This window comes from Cupriavidus sp. TMH.W2, assembly GCF_050847365.1.
Classification (GTDB): Bacteria; Pseudomonadota; Gammaproteobacteria; order Burkholderiales; family Burkholderiaceae; genus Cupriavidus.
Genome location: NZ_CP193793.1, coordinates 1,743,298 through 1,758,066, shown reverse-complemented (window position 1 = coordinate 1,758,066; position 14,769 = coordinate 1,743,298). Strand labels below are relative to the sequence as shown.

14 protein-coding genes are annotated in these 14,769 nt (G+C 67.7%); 6 read left to right on the top strand and 8 right to left on the bottom strand.

Going from position 1 to position 14,769, the window contains the following annotated elements:
• Genes ACREYQ_RS25460 through ACREYQ_RS25435 form a run of 6 tightly spaced genes read right to left on the bottom strand, consistent with a single transcriptional unit; the run spans position 1 to position 6,325 of the window.
• Positions 1-1,053 carry a bifunctional UDP-4-keto-pentose/UDP-xylose synthase gene (locus ACREYQ_RS25460; protein WP_432260756.1) on the bottom strand — a complete coding sequence of 351 codons (1,053 nt, stop codon included), beginning with the start codon at positions 1,051-1,053 and terminating at the stop codon, positions 1-3.
• On the bottom strand, positions 1,050-1,991 hold the full coding sequence (locus ACREYQ_RS25455; protein ID WP_432262656.1) for a formyltransferase: 942 nt from the start codon (positions 1,989-1,991) through the stop codon (positions 1,050-1,052). Before ACREYQ_RS25455 ends, ACREYQ_RS25460 begins: the two co-directional genes overlap by 4 nt.
• The gene (locus ACREYQ_RS25450) at positions 1,991-2,992 is read right to left on the bottom strand and encodes a glycosyltransferase (protein WP_432260755.1); all 1,002 of its coding nucleotides are present in this window, start codon (positions 2,990-2,992) and stop codon (positions 1,991-1,993) included. The genes ACREYQ_RS25455 and ACREYQ_RS25450 overlap by 1 nt, the downstream gene beginning before the upstream one ends.
• A complete protein-coding gene (locus ACREYQ_RS25445; protein ID WP_432260754.1) occupies positions 2,971-4,143 on the bottom strand; it encodes a DegT/DnrJ/EryC1/StrS family aminotransferase in 1,173 nt (390 codons plus the stop codon). Before ACREYQ_RS25445 ends, ACREYQ_RS25450 begins: the two co-directional genes overlap by 22 nt.
• 55 nt (positions 4,144-4,198) lie before the next feature.
• The gene (locus ACREYQ_RS25440) at positions 4,199-4,570 is read right to left on the bottom strand and encodes an EamA family transporter (RefSeq protein ID WP_432260753.1); all 372 of its coding nucleotides are present in this window, start codon (positions 4,568-4,570) and stop codon (positions 4,199-4,201) included.
• Between the two features lie 18 nt (positions 4,571-4,588).
• Positions 4,589-6,325: a glycosyltransferase family 39 protein gene (locus ACREYQ_RS25435; RefSeq protein WP_432260752.1), complete on the bottom strand. Its 1,737-nt coding sequence runs from the start codon at positions 6,323-6,325 to the stop codon at positions 4,589-4,591.
• A gap of 367 nt (positions 6,326-6,692) precedes the next feature.
• Here ACREYQ_RS25435 and ACREYQ_RS25430 point away from each other — a divergent pair, with 367 nt between their 5' ends.
• Entirely contained in the window at positions 6,693-7,583 is an 891-nt protein-coding gene (locus tag ACREYQ_RS25430) for a hypothetical protein (protein WP_432260751.1), read from the top strand.
• Positions 7,584-7,654: 71 nt separating this feature from the next.
• Here ACREYQ_RS25430 and ACREYQ_RS25425 read toward each other — a convergent pair whose 3' ends face one another.
• Positions 7,655-7,966 carry an amino acid ABC transporter permease gene (locus ACREYQ_RS25425; RefSeq protein WP_432260750.1) on the bottom strand — a complete coding sequence of 104 codons (312 nt, stop codon included), beginning with the start codon at positions 7,964-7,966 and terminating at the stop codon, positions 7,655-7,657.
• Positions 7,967-8,160: 194 nt separating this feature from the next.
• Positions 8,161-9,099: an amino acid ABC transporter substrate-binding protein gene (locus ACREYQ_RS25420; RefSeq protein ID WP_432260749.1), complete on the bottom strand. Its 939-nt coding sequence runs from the start codon at positions 9,097-9,099 to the stop codon at positions 8,161-8,163.
• Positions 9,100-9,349: 250 nt separating this feature from the next.
• Here ACREYQ_RS25420 and ACREYQ_RS25415 point away from each other — a divergent pair, with 250 nt between their 5' ends.
• The 5 genes from ACREYQ_RS25415 to ACREYQ_RS25395 all read left to right on the top strand — a co-directional run bounded on the left by ACREYQ_RS25415 (position 9,350) and on the right by ACREYQ_RS25395 (position 14,740).
• Positions 9,350-10,474 (top strand): acyltransferase family protein, encoded by a 1,125-nt coding sequence (locus tag ACREYQ_RS25415; protein WP_432260748.1) that lies wholly within the window; start codon positions 9,350-9,352, stop codon positions 10,472-10,474.
• A 276-nt stretch (positions 10,475-10,750) separates the two neighbouring features.
• Entirely contained in the window at positions 10,751-11,989 is a 1,239-nt protein-coding gene (locus ACREYQ_RS25410; protein ID WP_432260747.1) for a GTP cyclohydrolase II, read from the top strand.
• The gene (locus ACREYQ_RS25405; RefSeq protein WP_432260746.1) at positions 11,986-13,284 is read left to right on the top strand and encodes a URC4/urg3 family protein; all 1,299 of its coding nucleotides are present in this window, start codon (positions 11,986-11,988) and stop codon (positions 13,282-13,284) included. Before ACREYQ_RS25410 ends, ACREYQ_RS25405 begins: the two co-directional genes overlap by 4 nt.
• Before the next feature lie 83 nt (positions 13,285-13,367).
• Positions 13,368-14,063, top strand: coding sequence for a uracil phosphoribosyltransferase (upp, locus tag ACREYQ_RS25400; protein WP_432260745.1), 696 nt, complete (start codon positions 13,368-13,370; stop codon positions 14,061-14,063).
• The gene (locus ACREYQ_RS25395) at positions 14,063-14,740 is read left to right on the top strand and encodes a TetR/AcrR family transcriptional regulator (protein ID WP_432260744.1); all 678 of its coding nucleotides are present in this window, start codon (positions 14,063-14,065) and stop codon (positions 14,738-14,740) included. Before upp ends, ACREYQ_RS25395 begins: the two co-directional genes overlap by 1 nt.
• The last annotated feature ends 29 nt before the right edge of the window (positions 14,741-14,769 follow it).

The window sequence follows — 14,769 nt, the reverse complement described above, 5'->3', positions numbered from 1 at the left end:
TCAGTTGGCCGAGTCGACCAGCGTGCGCGCGTCGCTCACATGCCCGCGGTACGCCTCGAAGATGCGGCGCAGCGCCGCTTCCATGCTGATCCCGGGCTTCCAGCCCAGTTCCTCGATGGTGTTGTCGATCTTCGGCACGCGGTGCTGCACGTCCTGGTAGCCCTTGCCGTAGAAGTCGCCCGACGAGGTTTCGACGATCTGCGTCTTGCGCGCTTCCTCGGCGTATTCCGGGTAGTCGGCTGCCATCTTCAGCATCATCTCGGCCAGCTCGCGCACCGAGTGGATATTGCCCGGATTGCCGATGTTATAGATCTTGCCGCTGGCCACGCCGTTGGGGTTCTCGATGATGCGCATCAGCGCGTCGATGCCGTCGGCGATATCGGCAAAGGCACGCTGCTGCGCGCCGCCGTCGACCAGCTTGATCGGCTCGCCGCGCACGATATGGCCGAGGAACTGCGTCACCACGCGCGACGAGCCTTCCTTCGATTCAAAGATCGAGTCGAGCCCGGCGCCGATCCAGTTGAACGGGCGGAACAGCGTGTAGTTCAGGCCTTGCTCCATGCCGTAGGCGTGGATCACGCGGTCCATCAGCTGCTTGGAGCAGGCGTAGATCCAGCGCGGCTTGTTGATCGGGCCGTAGACCAGCGGCGAAGCCTCGGGATCGAATTCTTCGTCGCTGCACATGCCGTAGACCTCGGAGGTCGACGGGAACACCAGGTGCTTGCCGTACTTCACGGCGGCGCGCACGATCGGCAGGTTGGCCTCGAAGTCCAGCTCGAACACGCGCAGCGGCTGGCGCACGTAGGTGGCCGGGGTGGCGATGGCCACCAGCGGCAGCACCACGTCGCACTTGCGGATGTTGTACTCGATCCACTCCTTGTTGATGGTGATGTCACCTTCAAAGAAGTGCATGCGCGGGTGGTCGACGAGGTCGCCCAGGCGGTCCGACGACATGTCCATGCCGTAGACCTCCCACGGCGTGGTTTCCAGGATGCGGCGCGTCAGGTGGTGGCCGATGAAGCCGTTGACGCCAAGAATCAGGACCTTTTTCATCGGTTTTCCTCGTTGGATGGTTCGATATGGATAAATTGGGCGAAAGCTTGCGGGGAGATCGTCGAGCCGTCCTGTGCCATCAGCCGGGTCACGACCAGCAGGCCGCCGTCGCCGCACAGGCCGACGATGTGGCCGTCGAGCACATGCAGGCCGGGCGCCGTGCCGGCGGGCAGCGCCTGTGCGGCATCCGCCAGCGGCCGGCGCGCCTGCGCCACGATGAAGCGGTGCCCGGCGAGATCGGTGAACGCGCCGGGATAGGGCGGCGCGACCGCCCGGATCAGGTTATAGACGCCGGCGGCCGGGCGGCTCCAGTCGATGCGGCCGTCCTCGGGCTTGCGCCCGGAGAAGTAGCTGCCTTCGGCAAGCCGGTTGGGGTGTTGCGGCGTCTGTCCCGCGATCATCGCGGGCAGGGCGCGCCACAGCGTCTGTTCGGCCGCCACGGTGACTTTCTCGAACACTTCGCCGGCGGTGTCGTCGGGCAGGATCGGCACGGCGGTCTGGTCGACGATAAAGCCCGCGTCAGGCTTGGCTTCCATCGCGTGCAGCGTCGCGCCGGTTTCGGTCTCGCCATGCAGCACCGCCCAGTTGACCGGCACGCGCCCGCGGTATTTCGGCAGCAGCGAGCCATGCATGTTGAAGGCGCCGCCCGGGGCCAGGGCCAGCACGCTCGCCGGGATCATGGCGCGGTAGTAGAAGGAGAAGAGGACGTCCGGGCGCGCGTCGCGCACAGCCTGGGCGATCGCGGGATCGGCCGGGTCCTCGCCGTAGACGAAGGGAATGCCCAGCTCGGTGGCGGTGTCGGCCACGCGGCGGAACCAGATGTTCTCGTCGGGCCGGTCGCGGTGCGTGATCACCAGCGCCACCTCCACGCCGCGCGCATGCAGCACGCGCAGGCAGCGGTCGCCGACATTGTGGTAGCCAAAGACGACGGCGCGCATCATTGCTCCGAGCCCGCGGTGCTGGCGGCAGGCACGCCTGTGCGTGCCGGGTCGGCTTCCAGCACGGCCTTGATGCGGTAGCGCGGGCGGTCGCGCACTTCCTGGTAGATGCGGCCGACATATTCGCCCAGCAGCCCCAGGCCGAACAGCAGGATGCCGATCAGGAAGAAGTTCATGGCGAACAGCGTGAACACCCCCTGGACTTCCGAGCCGAGCACGAAGCGCCGCACCAGCAGCACCACGAACAACACGGCCGAGAACAGCGACAGCAATGTGCCGATGGCCGAGAACCACTGCAGCGGCACGATCGAGAAACCGGTCACCAGGTCGAAGTTCAGGCGGATCAGCTGGTACAGCGAATACTTGGATTCGCCTGCGTGGCGCTGTTCGTGGCCGACTTCGATCTCGACCGGATTGGAAGCAAAGGTGTACGCCAGCGCGGGAATGAAGGTGTTGACTTCGCGGCAGGCATTGATCGTATCGATCACATTGCGGTCATAGGCGCGCAGCATGCAGCCCTGGTCCGTCATGCGGATCTTGGTGATGCGCTCGCGCAGCCGGTTCATCGCGCGCGAGGCATAGCGGCGGAACGCGGTGTCGTTGCGCTGGCGGCGGATGGTGCCCACGTAGTCGTGGCCGGCGCGCATGGTCTCGACCAGGCGCGGGATCTCTTCCGGCGGGTTCTGCAGGTCGGCGTCCAGCGTGATCACGATCTTGCCGCGGGTATGCTCGAAGCCCGCCAGAATCGCCATGTGCTGGCCGAAGTTGCCATTGAACAGCACCACCCGGGTCACGTCCGGGCGCTTGTGGAACTGCGCCGCCAGCATCTGCGCGGAGCGGTCGACGCTGCCGTCGTTGATGAAGATGATCTCGTACGACTCGCCCAGGCTATCCAGCGCCGGATAGAGACGGTCGAACAGGGCTTGCAGCCCGTCTTCTTCGTTGTAGACCGGAATGACGACCGAGACTTCGACCGGGCTCATTTGGAGAGACGTTTGCATGTTTCGCTGAGGATTGTGCAGACCCGCTCCACATCGGAGGCTTGCATCGCCGGGAACAGCGGCAGCGTGACGATGCCGCGCCCGATGCGTTCGGCGTGCGGCAGCATGCCTTCGCGCCAGCCGAGCGAGCGGTAGTAAGTGAAAAGATGGACGGGCGGGTAATGAACACCGGTGCCGATGCCGCGCTCGCGCATGGCTTCCATGACCAGCTGGCGCGCCTGGGCCGGGCCGCCTTGCAGGCGGTCGGTCGGCAGCACTACCTGGAACATGTGCCAGTTGGTGGTGGCGGCATGCGCATCCAGCGCTTGCGGCAGTTCGATGCCCAGTGCTTCCAGGCCGCTGTCGGCCGCGCAACGGAAGTAGGTTTGCGCCAGTTCGGCGCGGCGCGCGGTGATGGCGTCGAGCTTGCCCAGCTGCATCAGGCCGACCACGGCATTGACATCGGTCAGGTTGAACTTGCCGCCGGGCTCTTCGACATCCATGCCGTCCATGCCGGTGCGGATCACGCCCTGCAGGCGCAGGCGCTCGGCGCGCACGGCTTCCTCGGGCGAGTTCATCACCAGGCAGCCGCCTTCGATGGTGGTGATGTTCTTGTTGGCCTGGAAGCTGAAGCTGACCAGGTCGCCGAAGGCGCCGATGCGCCGGCCGCGCCAGCGCGAGTCGATGGCCTGGGCGGCGTCTTCGATCACGCGCAGGCCGTGTTTCGCCGCCATGGCGTACAGCCGGTCCATGTCGACCGGAAGGCCGGACAGGTACACCGGCATGATGGCGCGCGTGCGCGGCGTGATCGCGGCCTCGACCGCATCGAGGTCCAGGTTGCGCGTGCGCGGATCGATGTCGACGAACACCGGCCGTGCCCCCACTGCCAGCACTACGTTGGCGGTGGCGACCCAGGTGATGGGCGTGGTAATGACTTCGTCCCCGGGGCCGATATCCGCGATGCGCAGCGCGATCTCCATGGTCGCCGAGCCGTTGGCGAAAGTGCGCACCGGGCGGCCGCCGAACAGCTCCGACAGCGCGGCTTCGAAGGCCTGCATCTTCGGGCCGGACGTGATCCAGCCCGAGGCCAGCACCTTGCCGACTTCGGCAATGGCGGCGGCGTCGATATCGGGCCGGACAAAGGGCAGGAACTCTGGTGCGGGTGCGGTCATGGCAAGGCGGTTAGGAGGCAGTGGATGTCAGTCCTGGCGAGGGGCGGGGGGGCTGTCAGGAGCGGGCGATCAGGAAGACGCCAGCCAGTATCAGCAGGATGCCAGCTACGCGCAAGGGGCCGATCATCTCACCAAACAGCCACCAGGCGGCCAGCGCGTTGACCACGTAGCCGAGCGACAGCATCGGGTAGGCGATCGACACGTCCACGCGCGACAGCCCCACGATCCACACGCCCACGCTGACCACATACAGCGTCAGCCCGGCCAGCACCGGCCATTGTGTCAGCACGCGCAGCGCCGTGAGGAGCAGCGTGCCGCGGTCCAGCGTGATCGCGCCGATGGCGTTGACGCCGGCCTTGAGCAACAGTTGCGCGGCCGCATTGAGCAGCACGCCGGTCAGGATGAAAGCAAAGGTGGAAAGCGTCATGGCGCTGCGGGTTACGGATTACTGTCCTTGGGGTTGTGCTTGCGGGGCCTGGCCCGGCAGCGTGAAATTGGCGACGGCCACGCGCCGGCGGTCACCGGCGATCTTGTGCATCGGCACGCCGCGCGCGGTCAGCGCCGCGTAGGTCTCCGGCGCCATGATCGCCACGGCGCGCTGGCCGTCCTGCCAGCGCGCGATAAAGCCATCGACGGTCGGAATCCACTTCTGCGGCTCCTGGCCCACGCCGAATTCCAGCTCGTCGGGATGCTCGACCAGGATGGTGGTCCGGCGCAGGTAGAACGGCAGCGTGTGGTCCAGCAGGCGCACACTATACAGCGGCATGTCAGGCGTCAACACGGCATTGATCGCAGGCACCAGGTCCACGCCGGAGCTCGGACGGCCCATGGCCTCATGGGCGCGCAGCGCTGTCGTGCAGCAGAGAAACATCGCCAGCGCATAGGCCACCACGCTGGGGAACACGCCCCGCGTGCGCAGCAGGCGGCGGGCCAGCAGCGCACCGGCCAGCAGCACCGCGAAGGCAAGACCGAGCCACAGGGCAAATTCCCGATAGGCCGAATTGGGCGTGCCCGGCTTGTCCATCATGCCGACGACGGGGCACGCCAGCAGCCCGATCACGCCCAGCGCGATCATGGCGGTGACCTGCCAGCGCCAGGCGCGTTCGGTCGCGGTGTCCAGCGCCACGCCGGCCAGCAGCGCCAGCGCCGGGAAGATCGGCACGATATAGCCGGGCAGCTTGGAGGCAGACAGGCTGAAGAAGGCGAAGATCGCCACAGCCCACAGCGCCGCCAGCAGGGCCGGCTGGAACGGGCGCGGCGAGGTGCCGCGCGCCACGCCGGCGCGCTCGCGCACTGCCTGCCACATTTGCGGGACCAGGCCCAGCCATGGCAGAAAGCCGGCCAGCAGCAACGGCACGAAATACCAGACCGACCCCTCGCGATGATGCACGTTCGAGGTATAGCGCTGCCAGTGCTCGTGGATAAAGAAGAAGCGCAGGAACTCGGGGTTGCGCTCGGACATCAGCCAGAACCACGGCACCGTCACCAGCAGCATGACGACGATGCCGCCCAGAAGGTGAAGTCGGCGCCACAAACCAAAGTCGCGTGTCACCAGGGTATAGACCACCAGCACCAGTCCCGGCAACGCCAGTCCGACCAGGCCCTTGACCAGCACCGCCACGCCCATGGCTGCCCAGCAGGCCAGCATCCAGTTGCGGCGTTGCGCGCGCGTGGCATCCGGGTGCTGTGCCAGCAGCATGAAGGCCAGCACGCAGGCCATGGCGCCGGAAAGCGTCATGTCGAGCGAGTTGAAGTGCCCGGCGACGTTCCACATCGGCGCAGAGACCAGCACCAGGCCGGTCAGCATCGCCACGCGCTGGCCGTACCAGCGTGCCGCGGCCAGCATCGACACAGCCACGCCCAGCATGCCGGACAAGGCCACGCACAGCCGCGCCTGCCAGTCGCCAACGCCGAACAGCGTATAGGCCAGCGCCGTCATCCACAGGTGGAAGGGCGGTTTCTCGAAATACTTGAGTTCGTGGTAGCGGATCGTCACCCAGTCGCCGGTGGCGAACATCTCGCGGGCAATCTCGGCGTAGCGGCCTTCATCGGAGCGCAGCAGGTGGCGCATGTCGAGGGTACCAAACCAGACCAGCAGGATAAGCAGGCTGACCAGCACAATAGTACTGGTGGTGGTTCCGACGGACAGCGCGGTAACCCGCGAGGTCGATGAACTACGCATAGATCTCCTGGAAAAGCGCAACGAATCAATGGCCCTGCGTGGCGCGCGGTGACGAGGAAGACATCACAACGCAGGGCCGTGCGTAACCGTGGACGCCGGGGAGAACACCGGGTCAGGCAAGTCGCCCCGGCCGCCTGGCGGCAGCCCGGCGCCTGGGACGCCACAACCGCCGGAATACGCGAGGCGGGCAATGGTAGCACGACGGCCACGGAACCCCGCCGGCTGGCGGGCGGGCTGAACCCTGTCAGCGCGGGGAAAAAAGCCCGGTCACACGTGCAACAAAAACGCGATAATTTCGGTGACCAGGCCGTCGCCTGGCGGGCCGGGCGCTGATCGGGGCGCCTGGACATTCTAGACGGGGATCCATGTGAAGACAAAGGCGCAGCAAATCTGGCTGGCGGGTCTGGTGGCGGGCGCGGCGCTGGGGTGGGCGCAACCGGCCGGTGCGCAGGGCGCGGCCACGCCGCCGGGCGCCGGTGGGGTGGCGCAGGCGGCGGCGGGCCAGGCACAGGCCGCGGCTGCGGCGGCGCTGTGCAACGCGCCCTGGTTCCGTTCCGGCTCGCATGTGCAGATGGAGGGCGACGGCGTGATGCCGATGTCGATCACCATGACCCTGCGCGGCGTGGTGCGCAGCCCGACCGGGTGCCGCGCCCAGCTGGAGATCAATTCCAAGACGGCATTGTCGGCATTGATGGGGCCGCCGGTGATCACCAACCAGGTCCACGAGGTAGTGATCGACCGCCGCGCGCCCGACGCGCCAACCAGCATCGAAAGCCAGCATGCCATCATCAACGCCCGCGCCCGCTATGCGCGCATGTATGGCGAGGCGGCGTTCCGCGGCATGGGTGTCTTCAACTACGCCGGCCTGGACCTGCGCGAAGGGACCGTGATTGACGGCGAGACCTTCGAATCCAGCGTCTCGCTGAAGGTCTACCCGCTGGGATCCGACGAGGCGGTCAGCAACATGCGCGCGCAACATGCGTCAATCAATATCGGGTCGCGCCGCGTCGGCAAGCGCCAGATGATCGATACCGTGATGGGGCGCAAGGAATGCCTGCCGGTCAGCTACGAGAAGCGCACCTCGCTGGGGCCGCTGCTGGTCGGCGACGAGGTGGTGCAAGTGGAGCCCACCGTGATGCACGTGACCGACTGGTACTGCCCGGGCGACGCCTTCGTGCTGCGCACCGAGGTGCGCCAGGGCGACAAGGTGCAGCGCATCGATGTCACTGCGCTGGAGCGCGACACGCAGGCGCCGTAAGCCGCTTCGGTGACCCGCCTGACGCAAAAAAACCCGCCTCGGCGGGTTTTTTTGCGTCAGGCCCGTGCCGGTCAGCTGGCAGCCGGCGCCGAGGCGGCTTTCTTCTTGCTCTTCTTCTTGGTGGACTTCTTGGCCGGCTTCTTCTCCGCGGCCGGCGCGGAAGCGTCGGTCAGCTCGCTGCGGGTGCTCTTGTTCGCGCCCTGGGTGTACGGGTCGAACTTGTCGCCGGACTTGGCCCCCTGGGTGTACGGGTCGAACTTCTCGCCCGACTTGGCGCCCTGGGTATAGGGATCGAACTGCTTCTTGCCGCCGGTTTGCGCCTGAACGGCCAGCGAAGCGGCGCCGAGGCAGAGTGCGATCGCGGTCGCGACGAACTTGTTCATGGTTTCTCCTGAAAAATGCCGCCGTCGGGCGGTCGTGTATTTGGCCTGCCCTTCGCAGGGATGGCCCGGGCCAGTGTCGCCAACATCATTCACGGCTGTCAACTTGGGGCTTGCCCGGTACACCATCTCATGGAAACCCTGCATTGCGGCCCGGGCGCGAATGCGCGTGCGGGCCGCGGCGATGCCTGATTCGCTTATTCGGTGACTGCGTCCGACGGGTGCTTCCAGGCCGCGCGCACCTCGCCCGAGGGCGCCAGCGCAAGGTTGATGGCGCGGCTGCCGATGGGCTGCTGGAACCAGCGCTTCTGCAGCGTGGTGACCTCGGGGCCGGCAAAGGTCGCGGCCAGGGTCTGGTCGACCAGGCGCTTCCATTCCGGATCGGCCCTGGACAGCATCAGCGCGTTCTGCTCCACCGACAGCGCCGGGCCCACGATCACATATTGCGAGGGATCCTTGGCGCGGGCGCGCAGGCCGGCCAGCAGCACGTCATCCATGACAAAGGCCTGGGCGCGGCCCGATTCCAGCAGCAGGAACGACTCGCCGTGGTCCTTGGCGTAGACGTCGTGATAACCATACTGGCCCTTGAGGCGGCGCACGTGGCGGTCGCCGGTGGAGCCGGCGCTGGTGACCACGGTCTTGCCGCGCAGGTCGCCGAACGAGCGGATACCCGAGTCCGCGCGCACCAGCATGCGCACCGTCGACACATAGTGCGAGACGCTGAAGGCAACCTGCTTCTGGCGTTCGAGCGAATTGGTATTGGGGGCGCAGTCCAGGTCCACCAGGCCGTTGACCACCGCGGGGATGCGATTCTGCGGCGTGAGCGGCATCCAGCGCACCTTCAGGTCTTTCAGGCCCAGCTGCTGGCGCGCCGCCTCGGCCGCGCGCAGGCACAGGTCGACCGCATAGCCGGCTGGCTGGCCCTTGTCGTCGGCAAACGAGAACGGCAGCGCCGATTCACGGTAGCCCAGCACGATGGTGCCGGACTCGCGGATCTTGTCGAGGACCGGGCTTTGGGCGTGGGCCGCCGCCGGCGCGAGCGCGGCAGCGCAGAAGATTGCGAAGGCGACAGCCGCCAGCGAACGGCGGGCGCGCAGAAGGCGGGCGGACAGGGCGGGCAGGGCAAAGGCAGACATGCGGGGGGACCGGAGAGCGGCCGGCAATGCGGAAAAGTCGCAAGGGTATACCCGAGTCAGCAAGGGGCGAAGGACATTGTTGTCATAAGCAAATGCCTGCTGGCTAGGACATTGACCCCCCTGGGCCAAACTCGCTACAAGCCGGGATAGTGTGTAACGAATCTGCAAATAGTGTGGATTGCGCCACTTTAGAATGCCTCCAAACGGGTAGAATCGCGCCTTCAGTGCCATTTGCAACATTCCCATAACAATGAGCCCCCGTCCGTCGCGCCTGCCGTGCATCGACGTCCTGAAGGCCGTCAGCTCGCAGCTGATCGTGCTCCACCACCTGGCCTTCTACGGCCCGATGTCGGATACCGCCTATCACCTGGCCCCGGGCCTGGTGGACTGGCTGTATGACTACGCCCGCATTGCCGTCCAGGTCTTCCTGGTGATCAGCGGCTTCCTGGCCGCGCGCAGCCTGGCGCCGAACGGGCGGCTGGAGACCCGCCAGCACCCGATGCTGATGCTGTGGCGGCGCTACCAGAAGCTGGTGGTGCCCTATGCCGCGGCGATCCTGCTCAGCATTGCCGGCGCCGCGCTGGCGCGCCACTGGATGGCGCATGACTCGATCCCCGCGCCGCCCACGCTGCCCCAGTTTCTGGCGCACGTGACGCTGCTGCATAGCATCCTGGACGTGGACGCGCTGTCGGCGGGAGCCTGGTATGTGGCCATCGACCTGCAGTTGTTCGCGTTGCTGCTGGGCACGCTGTGGGCCGCGCGCGCCGTGGCGCGCGGGAAAGCCCCGGCGGGCGTGGCGGCCAGCATCGGCATGGTGGCGCTGGTGGCAGTGGCGTCGCTGTTCTGGTTCAACCGCGATGCCGCGTGGGATATCTGGGCCGTGTACTTCTTTGGCGCCTATGGCCTGGGCACGCTGGCCTACTGGGCCTCCAGGCCCGGCCGGCCGCTGCTGCCGCTGCTGCTGATCGGTGCGGTGGCGCTGGCCGCGCTGATGCTGGACTTCCGCCTGCGCATTGCCGTGGCGCTGGCCACCGCGCTGCTGCTGGCGCTGTCGCGCCGCGGCGGCTGGCTGGAACAATGGCCGCGCGCGCGCGTGGTGGGCTGCTTCGGGCGCATCTCCTATTCCGTGTTCCTGGTCCACTTCCCGGTATGCCTGGTGGTGAATGCGATGGTGTCGAGCCTCGCGCCGGGGCAACCGGTGCTGAACGCGCTCGGCATGGTGGCGGCGTGGGCACTCAGCAACGTGGCCGGTGCGCTGTTCTACCGGTTTGTGGAAAGCGCACAGCCGCTTGCGGCGCTGCGCGCGCTGTTCGGCAGCGGCCGGGACTCGGTGCGGGAACCGGGCCGCGATTCGGCCAGCCGCCCGACCGTGTAACGCTTGCAAGCCGCGCCGCGCGCCAGCGGCGCGAATTCCCTGAGCGGCGCTGCGCCAGCCTGGCCGTGCGCCGCTTCTTGCTGGTGCTTGCGCACGGCCGGTGTCTCGCCGTCGGCACGCGAAGGGTGCATGAGGCCCCGCGGACTTGCGTTCGACGCCACACACACAGGCGCGACACTCGCGTAAACGGGCATTGGGCGATGGCACAAAGGTTGCCTACTATGGAATCGTAAACCTGACCATTTGGTCAGGATTCCATCGGGAACCGAGGGTGCCATGTCCGACCATATCGTCCTCACTTCGCACGCGCGCCGCGACCATCCGGCCGAGCCGATCCACTGGGGCGCGCCCACGGCGGCTGAGCGGGGGCCGGTCATCGCCAGCCTGGCCAATCCGGCGCAGCGCAATGTGATCGGCACCCATGCCGGCGCCTATGCCATCTACCGTGCCCTGGCGGTGGCCTCGGGCGCGCTGCAGCGCGACCATCGTCCCGACCTGACCGATACGGCGCCCGCCGAAGCCATCGGACCGCATCCGCAATGGGGCGACCCGGGCAAGATTGTCTCGCTCGATCCCTGGGGCCACCTGGTGTCCACCGTCTTTGCCGACCGCATCGCGGCCGGCGTGGATATCCGCCCGACCATCGCCGTCACCCGCGCGCATATCAACATGCCGGAGCTGGTGTCGGCCATTGCGGCCGGCCGGCTCAAGCCCGACGGCGACATCCTCCATGCCAATGGCGACGTGCGCGTGACCAAGGCCGCGGTCGACCCGGTGTGGTACCTGCCCGGGCTGGCGGCCCGTTTCGGCATCAAGGAAAGCGTGCTGCGCCGCAGCCTGTTCGAGCAGACCGGCGGCATGTTCCCGGAACTGGTGACGCGGCCGGACCTGAAGGTGTTCCTGCCCCCCATCGGCGGCATGACGCTGTACTTTTTCGGCGATGTCAGCCAGCTGGGCAAGCCCGAGACCCGCGTGGCCTGCCGCGTGCACGATGAATGCAACGGATCGGATGTGTTCGGGTCAGACATCTGTACCTGCCGGCCGTATCTGGCACACGGCATCGAGGTGTGCATCGAGATGGCGCAGCAGGGCGGTGTCGGGCTGGTGGTCTATAACCGCAAGGAGGGCCGCGCGCTGGGCGAGGTGACCAAGTTCCTGGTCTACAACGCGCGCAAGCGGCAAGTGGGCGGCGACCGCGCCGAGACTTACTTTGCCCGCACCGAATGCGTGGCAGGCGTGCAGGACATGCGTTTCCAGGAGCTGATGCCGGATGTGTTCCATTGGCTGGGCATCCGCCGCATCGACCGCTGGGCGTCGATGAGCAATATGAAGCATGGCGCGCTGGTGGCGCAGGGCATCGAGGTGGTCGAGCAGGTGGCGATCCCCGAGGCCCTGATCCCCGCCGACGCCCGTGTCGAGATCGATGCCAAGGTGGCCGCCGGCTACTTCACGCATTACACGCCGCCGGATGCGAACGAACTGGCCCTGGCAAAGGGCAGGGGGTTGAAGGAATGACGATGTATCCCGAGGATGGCAGTGCCGGCAAGGACCGCCAAGGCACTGGCTGGCTCAGCCCGGTGCCGGAAGGGCATCCCGCTTCCGCGCTGCTGTGCGCCGAGGCGGTGCGCACCCATTGCGCGGCGGTCACCGAACACGTGGCCAGCGGCGCGTCCGAACTCTTCACCTGGCATCCCGACCGCGTGCACGCGATTGCCGATTACGTCGCCAGCACCATCCGCCAGCGCTATCCGGACCTGCAGGTGCCGTACCACAGCCGCTGGCGCCATTTTGAAAGCGGCGGCGCCGACCCGCGTGCGGACCGCTGGCAGGTGCTGTGCGAGCGTGCCGCGCTGAGCGGTCCCGAACACCGCGAGGAGCGCGCCCGCATCGGCATCGACCTGGTGATCCCGAGCGTACTGCTGGACGCGGGCGCCGGCCCCGACTGGCGCTACCGCGATCCGGCCAGCGACCAGGTGCTGACGCGCTCGGAAGGGCTCGGCGCGGCCAGCTTCGACCTGTTCGCGCGCGGCGGCTTCTCCGCGGCGCCGGGCGACCCGCTGCGCGCGGATGCTGAACGGCTGCAGCGCGTTGACGCCGACAGCATCGCCCACGCCTTCCAGGTCGCGCAGCACAACCCGCTGGTGGGGCTGGAAGGCCGCGCCGGGCTGCTGCGCCGGCTCGGCGAGGTGATGGAGGCGACGCCGGCGCTGTTCGGCCGGCCGGCCCGGCTGGGCAACCTCTATGACTACCTGAAGGCGCATGCGGTAGGCGGCCAGCTCGATGCCAGCTTCCTGCTGCGCACCTTGCTGGTCGGGCTGGGGCCGGTGTGGCCGGGGCGGATCATCGTCGAAGGCGTGTCGCTGGGCGACTGCTGGCGCCATCCGGCCGCGCCGGGCGGGCTGGTGCCGTTCCACAAGCTGACCCAGTGGCTGACCTATTCGCTGCTGGAGCCGCTGGAAGACGCCGGCCTGACCGTGACCGGCCTGGACGCGCTGACCGGCCTGCCCGAATACCGCAACGGCGGCCTGCTGTACGACTTCGAGCTGATGGTGCCGCGCGACCCCGGCTTCGCCGCCGAGCCGCATGCGGTGGATGAGGCCGTGATCGTCGAATGGCGCGCGCTGACGGTGACAGGCCTGGACCAGGTGGCCGACGGCGTGCGCCAGGCCCTTGGCCTGGCGGAGACGGATTTCCCGCTGGCGCGCGTGCTGGAAGGCGGCACCTGGGCGGCGGGGCGCCGCATCGCCGCCAAGCGGCGCCCGGGTGGTGCGCCGCCGTTTGCCATCGTCAGCGACGGCACGGTGTTCTGACTGCGCCGGCCGCCGGGCGGCCGGGCAATCGGCCACCCCGCTGGCAGGCATTGCATGTGAAACGTGGGATCAGGAGCGTCACCATGAACGACATGTCCGCTGTTTCCGCAGTTGAGCCCCTTGCCTGCGCGCCTGCAGAGCCCGCGGGCCTGCCCGGCGTGATGGTGGTCGACCACCCGCTGGTGCAGCACAAGGTCACGCTGGTGCGCAGCGAGGAAACCACCACCGACAACTTCCGCCGGCTGGTGCGCGAGATCAGCCAGCTGCTGACCTACGAAGCCACGCGCGACCTGGCGATGGAGACCATCGCCATCCGCACGCCGATCGCGCCGATGCAGTCGCGGGTGCTGTCCGGCAAGAAGCTGTGCCTGGTGTCGATCCTGCGCGCGGGCAATGGCTTTATCGACGGCATGCTGGAGCTGCTGCCGGCGGCGCGCGTCGGGCATATCGGCCTGTACCGCGACCCCGAGACGCTGGAGCCGATCGAGTATTACTTCAAGATGCCCGAAGACATCCAGGAACGCATGGTGATCGTGGTGGACCCGATGCTGGCCACCGGCAACTCGGCCATCGCCGCGCTGAACCGGCTGAAGGAGGCCGGTGTCACCACCATGAAGTACGTGTGCCTGATTGCCTCGCGCCCCGGGCTGCGCGCGCTGCGCGCGGCGCATCCCGAGGTGGGCATCGTCACCGCGGCCATCGACGACACACTCAACGAGCACGGCTATATCGTGCCCGGCCTGGGCGATGCCGGCGACCGCCTCTACGGTACGCGCTGATGGACACGCAGGCCGGCGCCGCGGCGCGCGGTCCGCTGCCGGCGCGCGATGCCTCGGGCGGGCGCATCCGGCAAGAGAACCAGGCCATGATCCTGCACGCGGCCGAGCACGTGTTTGCGCGCGCGGGCTTTGCCGGTGCCACCATGGCCGAGATCGCGGTGCGCGCGGGCGTGCCCAAGTCCAACCTGCATTACTACTTCCGCACCAAGCAGGCGCTGTACCGCGCGGTGCTGGCGCACACGCTGCAGCTATGGCTGTCGGAAGCCGACATCATCCGCGAAGAGCTGCCGCCACAGGTCGCGCTGGAGCAGTACATCCGCGCCAAGATGCGGCTCTCGGCCAGCCATCCGGACGCATCGCGGGTGTTTGCCAACGAGCTGCTGCATGGCGCGCCCGAGATCGGCGAGATCCTGCGCCATGCCCTGCGCGAACTGGTATCGCGCAAGGCCGCGGTGGTGCAGCAGTGGATCGACCGCGGCCAGATGGCACCGGTCGACCCGCAGCACCTGTTCTTCACCATCTGGGCCGCCACGCAGACCTACGCGGATTTTGAATCGCAGGTCTGCGCGGTGCTCGGCGTCAACCGGCTGGGGCAGCAGGACTATGCGCACGCCACCGAGCACGTGGTGGTGATGCTGCTGCGCGGCTGCGGCCTGGCGCCTGAGCCGCTCGCCTGAGCCGCACAACTTCTACCTGCGACATCGAC

Coding starts and splice junctions, on each gene's coding strand:
- ACREYQ_RS25435 (WP_432260752.1), bottom strand. CDS start 6,325: ATGCGTAGTTCATCGACCTCGCGGGTTACCGCGCTGTCCGTCGGAACC.
- ACREYQ_RS25455 (WP_432262656.1), bottom strand. CDS start 1,991: ATGCGCGCCGTCGTCTTTGGCTACCACAATGTCGGCGACCGCTGCCTG.
- ACREYQ_RS25440 (WP_432260753.1), bottom strand. CDS start 4,570: ATGACGCTTTCCACCTTTGCTTTCATCCTGACCGGCGTGCTGCTCAAT.
- ACREYQ_RS25420 (WP_432260749.1), bottom strand. CDS start 9,099: ATGTCTGCCTTTGCCCTGCCCGCCCTGTCCGCCCGCCTTCTGCGCGCC.
- upp (WP_432260745.1), top strand. CDS start 13,368: ATGAACGACATGTCCGCTGTTTCCGCAGTTGAGCCCCTTGCCTGCGCG.
- ACREYQ_RS25410 (WP_432260747.1), top strand. CDS start 10,751: ATGTCCGACCATATCGTCCTCACTTCGCACGCGCGCCGCGACCATCCG.
- ACREYQ_RS25425 (WP_432260750.1), bottom strand. CDS start 7,966: ATGAACAAGTTCGTCGCGACCGCGATCGCACTCTGCCTCGGCGCCGCT.
- ACREYQ_RS25450 (WP_432260755.1), bottom strand. CDS start 2,992: ATGCAAACGTCTCTCCAAATGAGCCCGGTCGAAGTCTCGGTCGTCATT.
- ACREYQ_RS25415 (WP_432260748.1), top strand. CDS start 9,350: ATGAGCCCCCGTCCGTCGCGCCTGCCGTGCATCGACGTCCTGAAGGCC.
- ACREYQ_RS25460 (WP_432260756.1), bottom strand. CDS start 1,053: ATGAAAAAGGTCCTGATTCTTGGCGTCAACGGCTTCATCGGCCACCAC.
- ACREYQ_RS25445 (WP_432260754.1), bottom strand. CDS start 4,143: ATGACCGCACCCGCACCAGAGTTCCTGCCCTTTGTCCGGCCCGATATC.
- ACREYQ_RS25405 (WP_432260746.1), top strand. CDS start 11,986: ATGACGATGTATCCCGAGGATGGCAGTGCCGGCAAGGACCGCCAAGGC.
- ACREYQ_RS25395 (WP_432260744.1), top strand. CDS start 14,063: ATGGACACGCAGGCCGGCGCCGCGGCGCGCGGTCCGCTGCCGGCGCGC.